This window comes from Planifilum fulgidum (assembly GCF_900113175.1).
Taxonomy (GTDB): domain Bacteria; phylum Bacillota; class Bacilli; order Thermoactinomycetales; family DSM-44946; genus Planifilum; species Planifilum fulgidum.
Map to the genome: position 1 here is coordinate 68,530 of NZ_FOOK01000009.1, position 19,141 is coordinate 87,670.

Below are 19,141 nucleotides of genomic sequence, written 5' to 3' on the forward strand. Positions count from 1 at the left end.
GGACATCGGAGGCCGCCCGACCTTTGCCCTCTTCCCCATTTCCCGCTACAATGGGGGATGATCCCTTCGGACTGCCCCCGGCTTGGATCCGAGCATATAAATCTATTGAAGGCGAACGGAGGACGAGCGAAAAGCATGAGACTCAGACGAAAACCCCATGCCAAGGAGATGGTCCGCAGCCACCCCCTGGTCGTCAACGAACCGGAACAGATGCGGGGGAAATGGCGCGCCCATTTCGGCAATGACAATCCGATTCACGTGGAACTGGGAACGGGAAAGGGGCGTTTTCTCTCGACCGTTTGCGCCCTCAAACCGTCCGTCAATTGGATCGGCGTGGACCGGATCGAGGAAGTTTTGCTGATGGCCTTGAAAAAGGCGGATGAGGCGGAATGCGAAAACCTCCGCTTTTTGTGGACGGACGTGTCCCGCCTCGCCGAAATCTTCGCCCCGGGCGAAGTGGACCGCCTTTATCTCCACTTCAGCGATCCCTGGCCCAAGCGCCGGCACGCCAAGCGCCGGCTGACCCATCGGCGGTTTCTCGCCCTGTACCGGCAGGTGCTGAAGCCCGGCGGCGAAATTCTGCTCAAGACGGACAGCCGCGACCTGTACCTGTTCACGTTGGAGGAGCTGGAAAACGCCCGCTTTCGCGTGCTGGAAAAGAGCGAAGATCTGCACCGAAGCCCCTATGCGGAAGAAAACATCATGACCGAATACGAAGAGAAATTCGTCTCCAGGGGCCTTCCGATCTACTACGTTTTGGCGGAACCCCTCCCGGAGGAGGAACCTCCAGCGGAAAACCCGGAAACTTCGCCGGTGGAGCGCCGACCCTCCCATTCGACATCCGACGATGCGAAAAGCTCCCTGGACGCCCCGCATCCAAGGCGTTGACTTTTCCCGCCCAACCCTTATAATATTGATTTGTATGGCTCAATGGACCCGCTCCTAGGGGACTTGAGGATGGCTTGCAAAGGATAGGTGATGGATCACCCTCACTGGTTCCGCCCCGATGGCTTGGCCACCGGGTGTCCCGCTTTTCGCCGCCATCCGGAAAGCGCGGGCAAGTTCCAGCGGACCAGCCACCCTGTCATTTGCAATTACGCAAATGATGAAAGGAGTCACTTTTCAATGGCACGTTACACAGGACCTCGTTGGAAATTGAGCCGCCGCCTCGGCATCTCCCTTTCCGGCACGGGCAAGGAGCTGAAACGGCCGTATCCCCCGGGGCAGCACGGTCCCGGACAGCGGCGCAAGCTGAGCGAATACGGTCTTCAGCTGCAGGAAAAGCAGAAAATCCGCTTCATGTACGGCGTGAGCGAAAAACAGCTCCGCAACCTGTATATCCGATCCGGCAAGCTGAAGGGCGTCCACGGGGAAAACCTTCTGAAACTCCTGGAGTCCCGCCTGGACAACCTGGTTTACCGGCTCGGCTTCGCCCGCACCCGTCCGCAGGCTCGCCAGCTGGTCGTTCACGGGCACGTCACCGTGAACGGGAAAAAGGTGGACCGCCCCTCCTATCAGGTCAAACCGGGCGATGTGATCAGCCTCCGGGAAAAAAGCCGGGACCTCGCCATCGTGAAGGAGGCCCTGGAAAATCGGGATTACCTCCCCGATTACCTGTCCTACGACGAAAACAAGATGGAGGGTACGTACGTCCGCCTGCCGGAACGGGAGGAACTGCCGGCGGAAATCAACGAAACCCTGGTCATCGAGTATTATTCGCGTTAAAAAACGATATGCGGTTTCCGGAAAAAAATCCGCCGACCCGCTTGGGTCGGCGGATTGTTGTTTTCTCCCGCCTCAGGTCAAACGTCCTCCTCCCGGACCCCGATCCGAAGGATCGGCCCCTCCGCGGGATCCCGACGCTTCCGCATCCGGTTTCAGGAAGGAAGCCCCCGTGGCGGAAAGAGGAGGTATAGATTTCGGAAAGGGGACTCCGTTCCGGACGGATTCGACCCATGCCTCGTAGCGGTCAATGAGCAGCCCTTTGTTTTCCCGGTATATGCGATCCAGTTCGAAGACCGGATCCGGGTGGTAATCCACCCGGAAGTCGACGTAGGGAAAACCGGCCAACGCCACAACCCGAACGGCCGCGGACCGCTTTCCCCGCCGGTCCCCTCCCTGCAGATCCCCGGCGATCAGGGCGGCGAGAAGCCGTTCCGCCAGGGGACCCACGCTTTTCCGAAACGCTTCGGCCATGTCGGAAAGCACGGTCTCCGTTGCCAGACAGTTCCCGATGACGACAAAGTCCTCCCCCGTCAGATGTCCCCTCACATGATCATTCTCCGCCCCGGTGTGAACGGCGATCGTTCCGTTGCGATCGACGATGGCCAGTTGCCGCAACTCCCGGCCCGGATCCCGAAAAAGCAGCCTTTCCAGGACTTCCTCGCTGCACATTCCCCGCTCCAGCATCTCCATGCCGTGGAGTCCGAAAGAAGGGTTGACCCAGCCCTGAACCACCATCGCTCCCACACCCGACCGGACGTAGGGAGCGTAGGCGCCCACCCCCGGGAAATGGGAAGCCACTGCGGCGCCGAAGCGGCCGGTTTCCCTGCAACGGGCGACCACGGAAAAGGTGTGGAGAAACATGCGGCATCACCTCGAATCAGGCGGCAAGCACCAGAGGAAACCCTCCGTTTCCCCTGGTATATGCATATGCCTGATCCGCCGCAGAGGGAAGGAGACAAAATCAGTCCTCTTCCGCCAACCAGCAGGCGACCCGGTGCCCGCCGACGGAACGGAGGGATGGCCGATCGATCCGGCAACGCTCCACCACGTGGGGGCAACGATCGGAAAAGGGACATCCCGGCGGAAGCTCCGACAGGTCGGGAGGCTGTCCGGGAATCGGAGTCAGATCTTTTTCTCCCTCCGGCTTGGGGAGGGAAGCCAGCAAGCCGCGGGTGTAGGGATGGCGGGGGGAGGCAAACAGCGATTTGACGGGGGCCTGCTCCACGATCCTTCCCGCGTACATCACCGAGACGGTGTCACAGGTTTCCGCCACCACGCCGAGATCGTGGGTGATAAGGAGAATCGCCGCTTTCGTCTGCTCCCGAAGATCCCTCATCAAATCCAGAATCTGCGCCTGGATGGTGACATCCAGCGCCGTGGTCGGCTCATCGGCGATCAACAATTCCGGCTGGCCGATGAAGGCTGCGGCAATGACGCTCCGCTGGCGCATCCCCCCGCTGAACTGATGAGGATATTGTTTCGCCCGCACTTCCGGAGAAGAGATGCCCACCTTCCCCAACATCTCCACCGCCGCAGACCAGGCGGCGGCACGGCTCCTCTTCCGGTGAAGCTCGAGGACTTCGCCCACCTGTCTGCCGACCCGGTGCGAGGGATTGAGGGAGGTCATCGGATCCTGCAGAACCATGGAGATTGCATTGCCGCGGATCCGGCACCACTCCTCCTCGCTCTTCTCCAGCAGATTCTCCCCTTTGAACCAAATCTCCCCCTCCACCCGTTCACCGGATTTCCGACCGATGAGGCCCATGATCGCCTGGGCCGTCACGCTCTTTCCACACCCCGATTCACCGACCAGAGCCATCATTTCCCCTTTCCTCACCTGAAAATCCACCCCGTCAACGGCCCGCACCGTACCCCGGCGGGTGTCAAAAGAGCACCGGAGTCCCTTCACCTCCAGAATCGCATCCACCGGCTCATCCCCCTTTTTGGATCGTTTCGTCACAGGCGCTCCCCCCTCAGCCGGGGATCCAGGGCATCCCGGAGACCGTCTCCCAGCACGTTGAATTCCAGCACCGCCAAGGTGATGGCCGCTCCCGGAAATACGGCGATCCACCACGCCGCTTCCATCCAATTTTTTCCTTCATTCAACATGATTCCCCAGGAAGGGGTATCCGGCTCCACTCCGAGGCCGATGAAGCTCAGGGCCGCTTCCGCCAGGATGGCAAAGGCGAGGGATAGGGTGGTCTGGACGATGATGGGGGCCATCACGTTGGGCAGAATGTGTCGTCGGAGAATGGTCAACCGGCCGGCACCGAGAACCCGTGCCGCATCGATGAAGAGAGATCCCTTGATCTCCAACACCGCGCCGCGGGTGATTCGGGCGAAGATCGGGGTGTAGACAATGCCGATGGCAATCATCACATTGGTCAGACTGGCACCGAGGACGGCCATGATCACCAGGGCCAGCAGGATGTCCGGAAAGGAGAACAGGACATCGATCACCCGCGACAGGGCCGCATCCACCCACCGTCCGTAATAGCCGGCCGCCGCTCCGATCAACACCCCCGCCGCGAGGGCGATACCGACGGAAATGAGTCCCACTTTGAAGGAAATGCGGGCCCCGTATACCATCCGACTCAGGACATCCCGGCCGAAGGAATCGGTACCCAACGGGTGTTCCGCCGACGGCGGACTCAATACGGCGTTTTCGTCGATCCGATAGGGATCGTACGGGGCGATGAGCGGGGCAAACACCGCCATCAGCAAAAAGATCAGAATCAGGACCAGTCCGGCCAGCGCCAGCCGGTTTTGGCGCAAACGCAACCCGATCTCCCGCACGATTTCCCTCCTTTCTGCGTTCGACGCGGAAGTGTCAATACCGAATCCGCGGATGGATCAGGGTATACAGCAGGTCGACCAGCAGATTGATCACCACGAAAGAGACCGCGATAAACAGGATGCTGCCCTGCAGCAGCGCGTAATCTCGGTTGGTGATCGCCTGCAAGACCAGCTGACCCACACCGGGCAGGGAAAAGATCTGCTCAATCACCACCGAGCCGCCGAGGAGATACCCGACCTGGATGCCGAGAACCGTCACCACCGGGATCAGGGCGTTCCGCAAGGCGTGGCGCCGAACGACGATCCGCTCCGGCGCCCCCTTGATCCGGGCCATTTTGATATATTCCTGGTCCAGCACCTCCAGCATCGACGAACGGGTGATGCGCATCACCACCGCCGCCACGGCGGTCCCCAGGGCGATTCCGGGCATGGCCATCGTCTGCAGATTCCCGAGGGGATCCTCCCAGATCGCAACATACCCTCCGGAGGGAAACCAACCCCATTTGAGAGAAAACAGGAGAATCAGCAGCGTTCCGAGCCAAAACCCCGGTATGGAAATCCCCGAAAGGCCGAAGACCGTCGCCAGATAATCCATCCAACGGTTTCGTCGAACCGCCGCCTGAATGCCCAGGGGAATGCCGACAACCAGGGCGAACAGCACACTGATCGCCGTCAATTCCAGCGTGACCGGAAGGCGCTCCAGAATCGCCGTCAGGACCGGCTGGCCGGTGAAAGTGGAGTGGCCGAAATCCCCCTTCATCAGGTTGGAGATCCACAGGGCATACTGCACGTGGACAGGCCGGTCGAGCCCGTACTTCTCCCGCAGCATCTGCGCCTGTTCCTCGTTGTACTGGGCGCCCAGCATCACCGTGACCGTATCCCCGGGAACCAGGCGAACCAACAGAAAGACCAGAACGGAGATGCCGAACAGCACCGGGATCGACAAGGCAATGCGCTTCAATAGATACTTCGCCAACATCATCCCTCCCGGATCCGCGTCATGCTCCATCCATCAAAAAAGGGGATCAACCGCCGACAAGGGTTCGACGGCTGATCCCCAACCGTCCCGCTACCGGTCCAGCCAGGTTTCCTCCAAGGAAAGGGTGGTCACCGTGGGGTGAACGTCGAATCCCTTCACGGTTCCGTTCAGGGCCGCCGTCCGCTCATTCACATACAAGAAGACCATGGGAGCTTCCTCCGCGATGATTTTCAGGGCCTGACGGTAGATCTTCTTCCGCTCTTCCCGGTCACCGACAGTCCTTCCTCTTTCCAAAAGCGCATCCACTTGCTCGTTGGAATATCCCTGCTGATTCCACGGCGCTCCGGTATGGAACAGGTTGTAGGTGAATTCATCGGGATCGACAAAGCCGAGCCAGCCGACAACGGTCATGTCGAAGTCTCCTTTCCCCAGGGCGTCAAAGAAGATCCCCGATTCCTGGGCCGATACCTTCACATCGATGCCCACTTCCTTCAGTTGCTGCTTGATGATTTGCGCCGCGTCCACCTGGTAAGGAAAATCGGAGCCCACCTTCAGCGTCAGCTCGAGGTTTTCCTTGCCGGCTTCCTTCAGGAGTTGTTTGGCCTTGGCCACATCCCGCCGGGGATACAGGGTGAAATCAGCATGAGCCCAGTGATTGGGCGGAATGTTGCCTCCCTTCAACACCGTCGCCCGGTTCAATTTGACGATCTTGTTGATGGCTTCCCGATCCACCGCATGGGCAATCGCCTGACGCACTTTCACGTCATCCAGGGGCGGCTTCTTCGTGTTGAGACCAATGTATTCCCAAAAGGTTCCCGGTACAGACACCACCTCGACCGAGGAATCCTGCTCCAGCATCCGGGCTTCCTTGGCGGAAACATCCAGGATCATGTCCACCTCCCGGTTGCGCAGGGCCGTCATCCTCGCCGTCTCGTCGGGAATGGGGCGGAAGACGACTTCATCCAGATAGGGCCTGTCGGGGCGGTAATACCCGGAAAATTTTTTCAGGCGCAGATATTGATCCTTTTTCCACTCATCCAATTGGAAGGGGCCGCTGCCCGCATCGGCCCGGTCCAAGCTGCCGTCATGGTTCTCCACCGTTTCCCGGTCCACGATGGCGTTCATCGGGTAAGCCAGGTAGGTCAGGAAAGGAGCCATCGGCTGTTTCAGGCGAAAAACCACCGTATGGGAGTCGGGGGTTTCGATTCTGTCCACGGCGGAAAAGTGATCCCTGCGGACTCCCAGGTCGATGATGCGCTCGATGGAGTACTTGACGTCCTCCGAAGTCAGTTCCCGGCCGGTTCCATGGAATCGAACCCCTTTTCGAAGGGTGAAGGTATAGGTTTTCCCGTCCTTCGACACCTCCACCTTTTCCGCCAATTCTCCTTCCACTTCCCCGTATTTCTCGGTATATCGCATCAGGCGGCTGTACATGTTCTCAATCAGGTGCATCGAAGCGGCATCCGTCGCCTTGTGGGGATCCAGGGTTTTTCCGTCGGATTGCAGAGCGATGCGGATCGTTCCGCCCGGCTTCGGCGTTCCCCCCTCCCCTCCCGAGTCGGCCTCCCGGGAGGAGGAGCCGGAACAGCCCGTCCACACCAGCATCGTCGCGACGAGCAAAAACACCCAAATTTTTCTCATGAAAGACCTCCTTCTAAATATACGGATAATTATGTAAATTGCGACTAATAAGCGCCTCTGTTGCCTTTCCTACGCCAAATGCCTCTACTACCTGTGAAAACCACCCCAGCGGAAGTCGAGTGGTCGTGCATCGGGGTATCAAAAAGTTTTGAGGCGTATGCCCCTTAATGATAACAAACACAGGAAAAAGAATCCAAAGGGGAGAGAAGGAAAGAGCAGGGGCATCCTCCCCTTGGAGCGCCCCTGCTTCTCTCAGCTGTCCGGTCCTCCCATATCCTTCCTTGTTTCAGGATATTCGCGCTTTTCCTACGGCCAAACCGGGGTTTTTTCTTTTTTGCCCAGTTTTTGAAACAGGAGATGACCGCTAAAAAGAGGGTGTCGACCAAAACGATCGCGCATCTGTACAAAACATCATCATCCAACTGCACCGGAAATCCGGATTCTGAAAAGGTTCCCCGGCGGAAATGCCGGCGTGTAGGGAGACATCCACCCAGGGCAATCAAGATTCGGCCTCCTCTGATGCGGCCTTTTTCTCAACCTTTGATGCTTCAATCCCTTTCATCCCGGGGCATCACGGCCCGGGCAATCACCCCGACGGCCAGTCCCCAAAAGGCATTGGTCAACAGAACGCTCACGAAGGCGAAAACATTGGTGGCGGGTCCTTGCAGCTGTCCGGTCAGGATGGGAGAGAGCACCGCGCTGATCAGGACGGCGAAGATGCCGTAGACCAATCCGGTGAGCGTCAATGTCACGATCGGCCGGGAGAAGCGGGCCCGGACCGCAACCGCAAGCCACACGAGGGAAATGAGCAGGGTGACGGCGATGCTGGCGAAGGGTTGGCCGATGGCCCGGGACAGGCCGACCATGCTCATAATCGGCCTTATCAGCGCCAGGGCGGCCAAGCCCGGGATGAGAAGCCATTCCCGTTTTGATTGAACGCTGACCATGGGCTTTCACTCCTGTAAAATCCAGAGATGTCGCACAGTCTTTAGGTTCTCCTCCCATCGACCGGACCTATGCGGTCCCTTTCCCCATATCTCACCGGGACGGGAAGGGCCGCTTCTTCCGGATGGCAAGCCCGCTTTGCCGGTGCCGCTCATCCCGCCTCACTCCGGATGATTGCCGACGGCTTCGCCGACGTGAAACGGGGTGGTCACGCCCTCATAGCTCAAATGGAGCGTCATCCCGGCGGCGGCATGGTCCAGGTTGTGACAGTGGTCCATCCAGATTCCGGGGTTGTCGGCCCGAAACGCCACTTCATAGCTCTCCCCGGGGGCGACGTTGAGGGTGTCCGTCCACCAGGGACTGCCGGTGACCGGCTTTCCGTTTTTGCTCAGGACCAGCATGTGGTGTCCGTGCAGGTGCATCGGATGATCCATCGGACTGCGGTTGATGAAGGTCGTCTTCACCAGGTCCCCCTTTTGAACCATGAACGTGGGGGTGTGGGGGAACTTCTCACCGTTGATCAGCCACAGGTTCCGAAAGCGGCCGTTGAAAAATCCCATCCCGAAGTCAAAAACCATGGTGAACTCCCGGTCAAAGCCGCCGGACAGGTCCAAGGGAACCTCCCCCGGTTCGCCGTAGCCGGCGGGATCGAACAGCGAAAGGTCAAAAGGGTCGGGCGCCTCCGGCGCCTTCCCCTTCCCGTCGGGGGTGAACAAAATCCCGGGATCGTCGGGGCCGGTCCCCGCCGTCAACTTCACGGGCCGATCCGGCATGGTGAAGGTCACATCATAGCGTCCCCCCGCCGCCACCGACAGGAGCACATTCTTCAATTCGCCGGGGCGATGGACCTCGTTGCCGTCGATGGCCGCCACCTTAAAGGGCGTTCCGACCAGCGTGAAGAATCGGGGAAAGCTGTCGGCGTTCCCGAGGCGCAGCCGCACCTCGGTTCCCGGAACGACCCGCCGGTGCTGCAGTGTGTCGGCGTCGTTCAAAACCTCCCGGTTCCCGAAGAAATGGTACAGCAAGGAAAGATCCAACTCCTCGTCCTTCTCCGTCTCCTCCTCTTCCGGCAGCAGGACCAGGGGACCGAACAATCCCTTCTTCACCTGAATCGAGGAGGTCTGATGGGAGTGATACCAGTGGGTTCCCGTCTCCTCCACCCGGAACCGGTAAGTGTGCCGCTCTCCCGGTTTGACGGCGTTCTGGGTGAGGCCGGCCACCCCGTCTTCGGCGTTGGGGACGTCCACCCCGTGCCAGTGGATCGTTACTCCCTCTTCGATATCCTCGTTGATCAGAGTGACTTCCACGAGTTCCCCCTTCCGGGCGCGCAGTTCGGGGCCGGGCACCTGCCCGTTGAAGGTCCAGGCCTCCACGGTTCTTCCGGAGGACAGGCGCACCTTCTCCTTGCGCGCAACGAGGGTGTAGCGGCGATCCGGCTCAACGGTGCGGGGACCGGTCAGCTCCGTCACGCTGACCGCCTCTTTCCCATGTCCGGCATGGGCATGGCGGGAATGCCCGCCGCCCCCGTGTCCGACGGCCGGTCCGCCTCCGTAATCGATGCGCTCATGATTCATCATGCTCATGCGATCGGGAAGTTTGCTCGCCTGCATGGACAGGACGAACAGAATCACGCCTCCGGCCGCGATGCAGGCGAAAGTCGCCGCGCCCCGCATCAGGCGGAACCCGACCGAAGGGGACTTCGCCTCCCGGCGCAACCTCTGTTCCCGGCGGCGCTGGCGGCCCCACAGCAACGCCCCCAGCCCCAGAAAGGCCGCCCAGAAGAGGGTGAGGCGGATCGGAAACAGAGTGAGAACGGGATAAAAACAGAACTGGATATTGAAAAGAACCGCTGCGACAAACGCCGTCTGCACCGGCACCGCCACCCGCGGCGCGGCGACCGCTCCCCGCTCCTCCCCGCTGACGGGCCCCGTTCCTTGGCGATCCCGGGCCAGTCGCTTCAGCCTGGGAAGCGTGAAGAGGATCACGGCCAGGTGCGTAATCAGAATCGCCGGGAGGGCAAACACCGCCCATTCCCGGACGAACATCCAGCCGAACCGGACCAGCGTCATGGCCGCAAGCCCCACCAACAGCAGGCTGGTCACCAACGCCAGCCACAGAAGAACCCGACTTCTCCTCGCGCTTTTTCTCAGCTTTTCCCGCGAGGAGCGGAAGGGGAGCCGCCCGATGCGGTTCGCGGCCAGCCCCCACAGGAGAACCATGGCGAGCAATAGGAAAAACGCAAAACCCCATATGGATGAAAAAAGAATCGCGTCCATCACCTGATATCTCCCCTTGTTCCGTCCATGGCTCCAAGATAAAAAAAAAGCGGTCCGCATGAAACGAACCGCAGTCCCGAATCCCGTAAGACCCGGGTCTGAATTTGTTTCGGCGATCTCCGTCCGGCTGCCGGGGCGCTCCGTCCCGGGGGCGTTTCCGGGACCGAAAACCCGGCAACCCCATCCGGGCGTATAACGCGGGCTCCGCAAAGATTTCCGGGTCACCCTTCGAGGGTCGACGGATCCCAACTCGGCACCAGTCCTTCCTCCGCCGCCCGGGAGAGCAGGGTGCGGATGGCGCCGTATCCGTCCCTTCCCAGATCGGCGGAAAACTCGTTGACATACAGATTGATGTGGGCTTTGGCCACTTCCGGATCCATCTCCTGGGCGTGTCGCAGGACGTATTCCATCGGCTCCTCCGGATGGGACCAGGCATGGCGGACCGAAGCCCGGATCCAGCCGGCGATCGCATCCCGGTCCAAATGGCGACGGGCGATGATGGCGCCCAGCGGGATCGGAAGGCCGGTGTCCTTCTCCCACCACTCGCCCAGATCGACCAGCATATGCAGTCCGTATGAAGGATAGGTGAAGCGCGCCTCGTGGATCACCAGTCCGGCATCCACCTCTCCGGCCTGCACGGCGGGCATGATCCGGTGAAAGGGCATCACCCGGATCTCGCCCACGCCCCGGGGCACATGGCGGCTGACCCACAATCGGAACAGGAGGTACGCGGTGGAACGGTCGCTGGGAACCGCGACGCGTTTGCCCGCCAGAGAGGCCGGTTCCGCAGCCTCCTTGGTCAGGATGAGCGGCCCGCACCCTTTGCCCAAAGCGCCTCCGCAGGGCAGCAGGGCGTAATCCCGGAGCACCCAGGGCAGGGCCGCGCAGGAAACCTTGAGCACATCCGGCCCGTCCGGCCGGGTGGCCAGATAGTTGGTCACGTCGATATCCGCATAGGTGACGTCCAAGTCGGGGGCGCCGGGAATCAAACCGTGCACCCAGGCATAAAAAATGAAGGTATCGTTGGGACAAGGAGAAAAGGCGATTTTCATCCGAACACCTCCCTGATGACGGCACCCGCCTCCGCCAGTCGTTCCAATGCCGCTTCGATTTTCCAGGCCCCCCGGTTCCGCGGACCCACCGGGTTGGAGACGGCGCGGATCTCCAGAAAGGGGATTCCCATGTTTTGGGCGGCGACGGCGACGCCGAAGCCCTCCATCGCTTCGGCCGCCGCCCCCGGAACCCGCATCGCCCGCGCCTTCGCGGTCTCCGCCGTTCCGGTGGCGCAGGACACCGTCAGCACCGGGCCCACCACCACCGGCAGCCCCGCGCCCCGAAGGGCCTCCGCCAGGCGGTCCGACCTTTCGGCATCCGTCCGAATGCGGCTGCTGCCGAAACCCAGCCGCTCCAGGGGGAGAAATCCCTCCGGCGCTTCCGCCCCCAGGTCGGCAGCCGCCACCTCATCGGCCACCACCAGCATGCCCACCTCGGCCCGGCCGGGAAATCCGCCGCCGATGCCCGCGCAGATCGCCAAGCGATATCTTCGCCGGGCCATCCGCGCCGCCGCGCTGGCGGCCGCAGCCGCGGGGCCGACGCCTCCCGCCAGCACATCAAAGGGTGAACCGTTCCCCAGGCCGCGAAGAAGCGCGTTCCTCTCCGCCTCCACGGCGGTCACGATCAGCACGTCCCCGTCCGCCGAATTTCCGGCACCCTGTTCCACTGCCTGATGCCCCCTTCCTCCAACCTTCCGCCCATGAAAAACCCGTGTGGACAATCCCCGTTCAGTATATCACTCCATCCGGCAAGCGCTCCAGGGGAAAAGCGACGGCCGGCCAGCCCGCCGCGTTCCGGCGAAAAAAGGGGATGCGCCGCCGCGCCCCATCCAAGGGCAACGAAGCGGCACATCCCCTCGGCGAATCAATCCACCAGGTTGTGTCGATGGGCGTAAATCGCCGCCTGGGTCCGGTCTTCCACTCCCAGCTTGGAAAGGATGTTGGTGATGTGGGTCTTGACCGTCTTGACCGCGATGAACAGCTGATCCGCGATCTCCTGGTTCGATTTTCCCTCGGCGATCAGTTTCAGCACTTCCATCTCCCGGGGGGTCAGGGTTTCATGGGGTTCCGGTTCGCGATGGCGGCGCATCCGGGAGAGCACTTTTCCCGTCACCTGGGAGGCCAGGACCGATTCCCCCCGCGCCGCCGCCCGGATCGCCTCCGCGATCTCCCGGGCCTGGGAGGTTTTCAACAGATAGCTGAGCGCCCCCGCTTCCAGGGCGGGCACCACTTTGTCGTCATCGACGAAACTGGTGAGGACGATAATCTTCGGTTTGTCCGTCACACGCAAGATCTCCCGGGTCGCCTCGATGCCGTCCATTCCCTCCATGACCAGATCCATCAGGATCACGTCCGGCTCAAGTTCCGCCGCCAGCCGAACCGCTTCTTTCCCGTCGGAGGCTTCCCCGACGATTTCGATATCCGTCTGGGTGTCCAGGTAGGCGGACAAGCCCAGCCGCACCATTTCGTGATCATCCACCAGCAGCACCCGGATCATGGCTTCTGCTCCCCTTCTTCAACCACCAACGGAATTTTCACGTCCACCTGGGTCCCCTTTCCGGGAAAAGAGATTACCTCGGCCACGCCGCCGATCTCGTTGGCCCGTTCCTGAATCGATTGCAGGCCGTAGGTGGTTCTCTTCATCTTGTTCATGTCAAAGCCGACGCCGTTATCCACAATTTTGAGATGGATCTGGCGCGGCGCGGCAGTAAGCCGCAAGGTCACCGAAGTGGCCCGGGAATGACGGAGCACATTGGACAGCGACTCCTGCACAATCCGGAACAGATGGTCTTCGATCCCCTTGGGCAGGTCGGGAAGATCGCCAATTTCCCAATCGATCTTCAGCGGCTGTTTGGCTTCAAGCTCGGACAAAAGCTCCTCAAGTCCCTCCTTCAGCCCTTTCCCCTCCAGGGTGGCCGGACGAAGCTGCATCAGCAGGGCGCGCATCTCATTTTGCGCGTCGCCCGCCACCTTTTCCGCCGTCGCGATCCTTGCGTGCACGGGATGATCCTCGGGAAGGTTCTCCCGGACGGCGGACAGCAGCATGGAGATGGCAAACAACTGCTGGCTGACCGCATCGTGAAGCTCCCGCGCCAGCCGCTGCCGCTCCTCGGTCGCCACCGCCTGTTTCATCTGCTCGCGCCATTGGGCCTTCTCCGACGCCAATTTCTGCAGCGAAGCCACCTGCTGCTCCACCCGACGGGCCATCCGGTTCAGGTGCTCGGCCACCCGGCCGATCTCGTCGTCCCCCAGGGGCGGAATCCGGTGGGAAAATTGCCCCCGTTCGTATTTGAGGGCGGATTCCAGCAGGTTTTCCAGACGCTTCTTCAGCCGGTTGCCGAACCAATAGCCGGACAGGACGCCCACCGCCGCCACCAGCAGCAAAACCAGCAGGATCAGGGGAACCGAAAACGGTTCGCCAGCCCACAGGATGGCCGGATCCAGCCGGTAATATGCAAGGACGGCCGCCAGCACCAACGCGGACACCGCCAGACAGATCCACAGCGCAAAGCGCATGATCCGCCACTGAATCCGGGTCAATCGATTCCCTTTCATAGGACCCTCACATCGACATCGCCGATCAACAGGGAAACGGCTATTTTCACCCGGCGGGGAGCGTGACCGAATCCGGGGGTTGCCGCGTACACCCGGCAGCCGAAACCGCTGTGCCGGCGCTCCAGGATCTTGAGATCCCCCATGAGCGCCGTCGACACCACCGAAACGGGCATGTCGTAGGGCACGTAAATATCCACGTCGCCGATCAGGCCGCTGATGACGATGGTGCTCTCCCCGTCGGGAATGACCGCCTTGGACAGATCAAGGGTCACGTCGCAAAGGGCGTGGGAGAGCTGGAGATCCTCCAGCTCAAAGGGCCCTTCCATGCGGATATTGCCGATCAAGGCGCTGCGGGCGGGGCCCGCCCCTCCCGACCGCCCGAAGGCTTCTTCCGCCCGGAAGGACGATGAAGAATCGCTCCCTTTTCCCCGGGCCTCGCCTTCCCCAAAGAAATTCCCGTCGAGGGGATCATCCGCCCGCCGCTTCCGAAAACGGCCGACGAAGGGAACCGGCCTGTCGGTCAGCAGGCAGTATCCCACATAGATGAAGAATGCGGCGCACAAAAAACCGAACACGTTGATGCCCAGCACCCCGTGAAAAAAGGCGATCGCCGCCAACCCGAAAAAGAAGTATCCGATCCAGCGGTGAAGATGCTGATAGGCGATGTATCCGACGCCAAGCAGAAACAAAGGCCCGAGCAGGGCATAACCGAAATCGATCAGGCCCACCACGACGCTGATCCCGATAAACAACAGGGCGAACCCGACAGCCTGGTTTCGGAACCGCCGCACGATGCTCCCTCCTTTGAACCCTGCCCGGTCACCGGATCCGGATGTCGCCGCTGGTCGTCCGCAGCCGGATCGGATGCTCGCCGCTTCCGTGGGAACCGCTGACGCGACGCTCGCGTCTTTCCACCATCCTCATCGGGAAATCGACGTGGATGTCACCGCTGGTCACCCCTGCGTCCAGGGTGAAGCCGGCGCCCCGCGGCAAATCCAAGGAAACGTCCCCCGACGTAAGCGTGGCCTCCACCGGACCCGCCAGCCGATCCATCTGAACCTCCAAATCGCCGGAAGTCATCTCCACCCCGAGGGCTCCCGAATAGTTTCTCAGGCGCAAATTTCCCGATGTCAGGCGCCAATCCGCTTCCTCCGCCGACACGTGCCGCGCGTTGACATTGCCCGACCAGCTTCGGTGGCGGATTCGCCCGGCCTTGAGATGGCTCAGCTCGACGTCCCCCGAGTCGAGTTCCAGCTCCAACTCCTCCAAGACCATCGGCCGATTCTTGGACGGGCCGTGAAATTGCACATCTCCGGAATCCACATCGAGGATCAGGCTGTGGGCGTAATGCCGGGGAATGTGAAGGTCAAGCCGGAGGCGGTCCCCCATGAAAATCCAATGAAACCACCGTTTGCCGACACTGATGGAAACCGTATCCCCGCTTCGGTTGACGGACAGCGCGTCCTTGCGGCCGCCGCGCAATACCGCCGACACCTCTTCCCGATCGCCGGGAAGAATCCGCAGATCCAGGGCGGAACCCCGCACTTCGATCCGGTGGATTCCCCTGGAGGAAACCGCCTCTGTCGCCTCGTTTCCCAGGGTGAACCATCGGCCGACGCCGCTGTTGGCCAGGGCGCTGATAAACACCATCACCCCCAGCAGGATAAAGAACAATCCGGCCAGCTTTTTCATAAAATCGCCTCTTCAATCCGTCATGATCCCATTATATCTTAAAACACCCCGGAAAAATCCCCAAAGGGAGGGGACGTCCGGTGGCGGCCGATGCGGCCGGCACATCCCATCATTTGGGAGAAGGGGAGCCGATTTTCGCCGACAGACCCGCGCCGCGGGAAGACAAGGCGGAAAACCGGTCCCCCTGCCATTTGTCAGCCGCCCGCGGCCTTCCCCTCAATTCCCGGGCATTTGACCTCCGTCAGACTGCGCGGATCCGGAGCGGCGGGAGCGCATCTTCGCCAGTTCCTTTTCCACTTCGTCGGCATATGCAAGGTAGGAGCCTCCGGCATTTTCTCCCGCATGGGCATTGGCCTGGAGTTCCATCTGCGCGATCCGCTCTTCCATCCGCTCAAAACCTCTGATCGCGCTTTCGGAATCGATCTTGTGCAAAGTCGTGTGGATGCGCTGTTTGGTTTTGGCCGCGTTGGCCCGCGCGATCAAAGCATCCTTCTTGTCCCGAAGCTCCTGATACTTCTTCTCCAACCGGCTCAACTGTTCCTTGAGCTCCCGAACCTGTCCGGCGGTCTTGTCGGCGCATGTCCGGTATTGGTCGGCCCTGGCCTCCCAATGCTTCATTTCGGAGAGGGCTTTTCGAGCCAGCTCCTCTTCCCCTGCCTCCAGCGCCTGCTCCGCCTGCATCTTGCGACGGGCCGCCATCCGGAGCGCCTCCTCCGCCTGCCGTTCAAAGCGCTCCGCCATCACCTGATGCCGGATGATGGCATCCTTCGCCTTGTTGATCTCGTTTTCCACATCCCTGAGATACTGTTTGATCATCGCCCTCGGATCTTCCAAATGATCCAGCACTTCATGCACCGTCGCGACAACAATGTCCCTCACCCGTTTGATCATCGCCAATTCCCCTTTCTTCCTTCAATTGTCTTCCTTGTGCCGCTCCAAGAAGCGTTTCCATTCGCTTTCAAAGTCGTCTTCCCACCGGGGCTTCTGACCGGCCGCCTCCGCTTCCACGCCCGGTTCCCGCTCAAAACCCGAAGGCTCCCGTCCCTGACGGATCAGCGCCCAACCGAAATAGATGCAGACGGCCGCGATCAACAGCCCGATCAGGAACGGAATCCAGTTGAGCAGCAGTATCCCGCCGACAATCAGCGCCCCGATTCCGACCGCCCTGCCGCCGCCCGTTTCCGACGCCTTCCACTTTCTCCAGCCGTATACGAGCAGCCCCGCGGACAACAATAAGGCGAACAATCCCCCCAGATCACCGCCGATGAGGAACACCACCGCGCCCGCGATCAGGACAAGGCCTGCCGCCGTTTTTCCGTTCATGCTGTCCCCCCTTTCCTCTGCCTCCAGGATAAGGAATCCTCCGGATTCCCGGAACGATCCCCGGTTCGATTTCCTCTGCGACCCGGGTCCTATTTTCCTTGCTGGTCCGGCACGCAGGGCCGCCCCGGCATCAGCCGATGGGCTCCGGATGCGGCCGGCACCGGCCGCTTTTTAGGGCAAGGGGCCAGGATCATTTTGCACAGCCATAATTTGCAGCGAAGACAGCGCCTGCTGAAGGCCGTATCGGCAACCTGCCGCCCGGCGCCCCGGCGAGGCGGTCCCCGAAAGGACGCGGATCTTGAAACGGGGGCGGACCGCCGCAAACCGGCCGGGCGGGAAGGGATTTGCAAAGCGGATCGTAAGCAAGGCCAGGAGCGTCGATCAGGATTTCTCCCGCATCATCTGCGCAAACCAACCCTTGGGCAGATGGGAGCCCCGCCGGCGGTCACCGGGGGTTTTTCGCGGTGCCGCCTGACCGCGACGAGCTCAAGGTTGCGGCTCTCCCTGTCCGCATCCTCCTGCCGGGCGCGACGGAAATCGACCGAAGACGGGCCGTCGCGATCCCGATCCTTCGCGCCGGAAAATTTTGCCGCCGGGGCCCAAATCGGCGGCATGCGAAAAGAAACGGAAAGCCCATCCCGGGCGGCCTGCTCGCGCTCCCCCCGTGTTGAAGGCCTCCTTTCCCTATGTTCGGCCCCCGAAGCGCCCCGGGGCGATTCCCCCATGAGGCCCGAACCATCCTTCTCATCAAAAAAGGCCGCCAGTGGCGGCCGGGGATCGATTCAATCCCCATGATTTACGGGTATCTCCGGCGGAAAGGCCCCCTTCAATCCGTCAGCATCCATCCGCCCATCGTTCCGCCCAACCCTTCCGCGGCGACCCAGAGGCACTGGTCCCACCCCGGGATTTCCTCATTTTGGAATTCTCCCACTCGACAGTCTTCCATTTTCCGAAGGTGGGAAACCGATCCGGGCCGTCCCCCTCCGCCCGCTGACCCCTCGTCCATGCGGCCTTCCTCCTTGGCCCCGCCGCCAAACAAAAAAGGCCGCCTCCTCCTTCGGCGGCCTGAGATCGCAGGCAAGGAAAAATCCTTGAGGTCGGGCCCCGGCCGTGCAGCGGGGCCGTCCGGCGAAAAATCCGCTTTCCTCCGGCACTTCGGCGGCCATGCCAGCCATTTAACCGGGGGGAAGATCGGCATCCTCCTTCATCCGGCGGATCAGTTCGCGGACGGGCGTCAGGGAGACGTTCGGAAAAAGCTCCTTCATGGTTTCGGGATCCACCACGGCATCCCGTTCAACCATGTCGCGAAAAACCTCCCGTGAAGGCATCCGATCGGGAAACAGCCGGGAGCCGAGCCACAATCCCGCCTCGGCCAAGGAGGGCGGAACCGCCCATTCCTTGAAGGGTTTCCCCCGCTCCTCGCCGGCCAAACGGATCCAATCGGAGGGCGAAAGGGCCTCGGGCCCGCCGATCTCCACGGTCCGTCCGCGAACGCGCGGGTTGAGGGAAGCGTCGATCAGGCAGGAGGCCACGTCGTCGACGGCGATCGGGCTGGTCCGGACCGAAGGAAGCGCGTGCGGAATCCCCGGTGCCTTTTCCCACCAGTGGATGGCCGGAATTTGCAAATAGAATCTCCTGCCGGGATGAATGATGACGGACGAACGCAAAATGGAATGGGAAACGCCCGACTCGCGGACGGCCTCCTCCGCCCGCCACTTCGCCCGAAACAGGGCCGACCGGGCGTCCTGCGACGCATACATGCACGAAAGGTAGGTGATATAGGCGACCGACTCCCGCTTGCAGGCTTCGATCAGGTGTCGGACACCCTCCACCTCCACCCGTTCGATCTCCTCCGGCCTGCCGGGACGAAGCGGAGAAATCCCCGCCGTCCAGATCACCTGGTGCACGCCCCGGACCGCTTCGGCCAGGGCATCGGGATTTCTCACATCTCCCGCCACCAGCCGGACCCGGGAAAGGACGGGAGCCAGCCGCCGGATGGAGGAATCGGGACGCACCAAAGCGCGAACCGGTCGCCCCCGCTCCACCAACCGGACGACGACCCGGCTTCCCACCCGGCCGCTTGCGCCGATCACCAAGCAGGTTCCCGGAGTTCCTCCCGCCTCGTAGGACGAGTACCCACGCATCGGATCATCTCC

Annotated in this window: 19 protein-coding genes; 2 read left to right on the forward strand and 17 right to left on the reverse strand. The window is 61.5% G+C overall.

Translation table 11 applies throughout. The features are described from left to right. Positions 1-135 precede the first annotated feature (135 nt). The gene (gene trmB, locus BM063_RS07170; protein WP_092037358.1) at positions 136-888 is read left to right on the forward strand and encodes a tRNA (guanosine(46)-N7)-methyltransferase TrmB; all 753 of its coding nucleotides are present in this window, start codon (positions 136-138) and stop codon (positions 886-888) included. Positions 889-1,125: 237 nt separating this feature from the next. Then, positions 1,126-1,725, forward strand: a complete 600-nt coding sequence (rpsD, locus tag BM063_RS07175; protein WP_092037360.1) for a 30S ribosomal protein S4 — start codon at positions 1,126-1,128, stop codon at positions 1,723-1,725. Between the two features lie 72 nt (positions 1,726-1,797). On the opposite strand, the gene BM063_RS07180 is transcribed toward rpsD, so the two are convergent. From BM063_RS07180 to BM063_RS07265, 17 genes are all read right to left on the reverse strand, one after another. Continuing rightward, complete coding sequence (locus BM063_RS07180; RefSeq protein ID WP_092037362.1) at positions 1,798-2,586, reverse strand: DUF1028 domain-containing protein; 789 nt, start codon at positions 2,584-2,586, stop codon at positions 1,798-1,800. Between the two features lie 100 nt (positions 2,587-2,686). Continuing rightward, positions 2,687-3,685: an ABC transporter ATP-binding protein gene (locus tag BM063_RS07185; protein ID WP_281246687.1), complete on the reverse strand. Its 999-nt coding sequence runs from the start codon at positions 3,683-3,685 to the stop codon at positions 2,687-2,689. Beyond that, positions 3,682-4,521 (reverse strand): ABC transporter permease, encoded by an 840-nt coding sequence (locus tag BM063_RS07190; RefSeq protein ID WP_092037364.1) that lies wholly within the window; start codon positions 4,519-4,521, stop codon positions 3,682-3,684. The genes BM063_RS07185 and BM063_RS07190 overlap by 4 nt, the downstream gene beginning before the upstream one ends. Before the next feature lie 34 nt (positions 4,522-4,555). Further along, a complete protein-coding gene (locus BM063_RS07195; protein WP_245752138.1) occupies positions 4,556-5,503 on the reverse strand; it encodes an ABC transporter permease in 948 nt (315 codons plus the stop codon). Positions 5,504-5,590: 87 nt separating this feature from the next. After that, on the reverse strand, positions 5,591-7,141 hold the full coding sequence (locus BM063_RS07200; protein WP_092037366.1) for an ABC transporter substrate-binding protein: 1,551 nt from the start codon (positions 7,139-7,141) through the stop codon (positions 5,591-5,593). A 548-nt stretch (positions 7,142-7,689) separates the two neighbouring features. Beyond that, entirely contained in the window at positions 7,690-8,088 is a 399-nt protein-coding gene (locus tag BM063_RS07205; protein ID WP_092037368.1) for a hypothetical protein, read from the reverse strand. 159 nt (positions 8,089-8,247) lie between these two features. Further along, the gene (locus BM063_RS07210; RefSeq protein ID WP_092037445.1) at positions 8,248-10,362 is read right to left on the reverse strand and encodes a multicopper oxidase family protein; all 2,115 of its coding nucleotides are present in this window, start codon (positions 10,360-10,362) and stop codon (positions 8,248-8,250) included. Positions 10,363-10,583: 221 nt separating this feature from the next. After that, positions 10,584-11,414 (reverse strand): 1,4-dihydroxy-6-naphtoate synthase, encoded by an 831-nt coding sequence (locus tag BM063_RS07215; RefSeq protein ID WP_092037370.1) that lies wholly within the window; start codon positions 11,412-11,414, stop codon positions 10,584-10,586. Next, entirely contained in the window at positions 11,411-12,082 is a 672-nt protein-coding gene (locus BM063_RS07220) for a futalosine hydrolase (protein ID WP_092037372.1), read from the reverse strand. Before BM063_RS07220 ends, BM063_RS07215 begins: the two co-directional genes overlap by 4 nt. Before the next feature lie 197 nt (positions 12,083-12,279). Further along, positions 12,280-12,912 (reverse strand): response regulator transcription factor, encoded by a 633-nt coding sequence (locus tag BM063_RS07225; RefSeq protein ID WP_092037374.1) that lies wholly within the window; start codon positions 12,910-12,912, stop codon positions 12,280-12,282. Next, positions 12,909-13,970, reverse strand: coding sequence for a HAMP domain-containing sensor histidine kinase (locus tag BM063_RS07230; protein ID WP_092037376.1), 1,062 nt, complete (start codon positions 13,968-13,970; stop codon positions 12,909-12,911). Before BM063_RS07230 ends, BM063_RS07225 begins: the two co-directional genes overlap by 4 nt. Further along, complete coding sequence (gene liaF / locus BM063_RS07235) at positions 13,967-14,761, reverse strand: cell wall-active antibiotics response protein LiaF (RefSeq protein WP_092037378.1); 795 nt, start codon at positions 14,759-14,761, stop codon at positions 13,967-13,969. The genes BM063_RS07230 and liaF overlap by 4 nt, the downstream gene beginning before the upstream one ends. A gap of 28 nt (positions 14,762-14,789) precedes the next feature. After that, the gene (gene liaG / locus BM063_RS07240; protein ID WP_092037380.1) at positions 14,790-15,662 is read right to left on the reverse strand and encodes a LiaG family protein; all 873 of its coding nucleotides are present in this window, start codon (positions 15,660-15,662) and stop codon (positions 14,790-14,792) included. 216 nt (positions 15,663-15,878) lie between these two features. Next, the gene (locus BM063_RS07245; RefSeq protein WP_092037382.1) at positions 15,879-16,553 is read right to left on the reverse strand and encodes a PspA/IM30 family protein; all 675 of its coding nucleotides are present in this window, start codon (positions 16,551-16,553) and stop codon (positions 15,879-15,881) included. Positions 16,554-16,574: 21 nt separating this feature from the next. After that, a complete protein-coding gene (locus tag BM063_RS07250) occupies positions 16,575-16,985 on the reverse strand; it encodes a G protein-coupled receptor family protein (RefSeq protein WP_092037384.1) in 411 nt (136 codons plus the stop codon). A gap of 826 nt (positions 16,986-17,811) precedes the next feature. Next, entirely contained in the window at positions 17,812-17,991 is a 180-nt protein-coding gene (locus tag BM063_RS07260) for a hypothetical protein (RefSeq protein WP_143085267.1), read from the reverse strand. Between the two features lie 169 nt (positions 17,992-18,160). Then, on the reverse strand, positions 18,161-19,129 hold the full coding sequence (locus BM063_RS07265) for an SDR family oxidoreductase (RefSeq protein WP_092037388.1): 969 nt from the start codon (positions 19,127-19,129) through the stop codon (positions 18,161-18,163). Positions 19,130-19,141 lie beyond the last annotated feature (12 nt).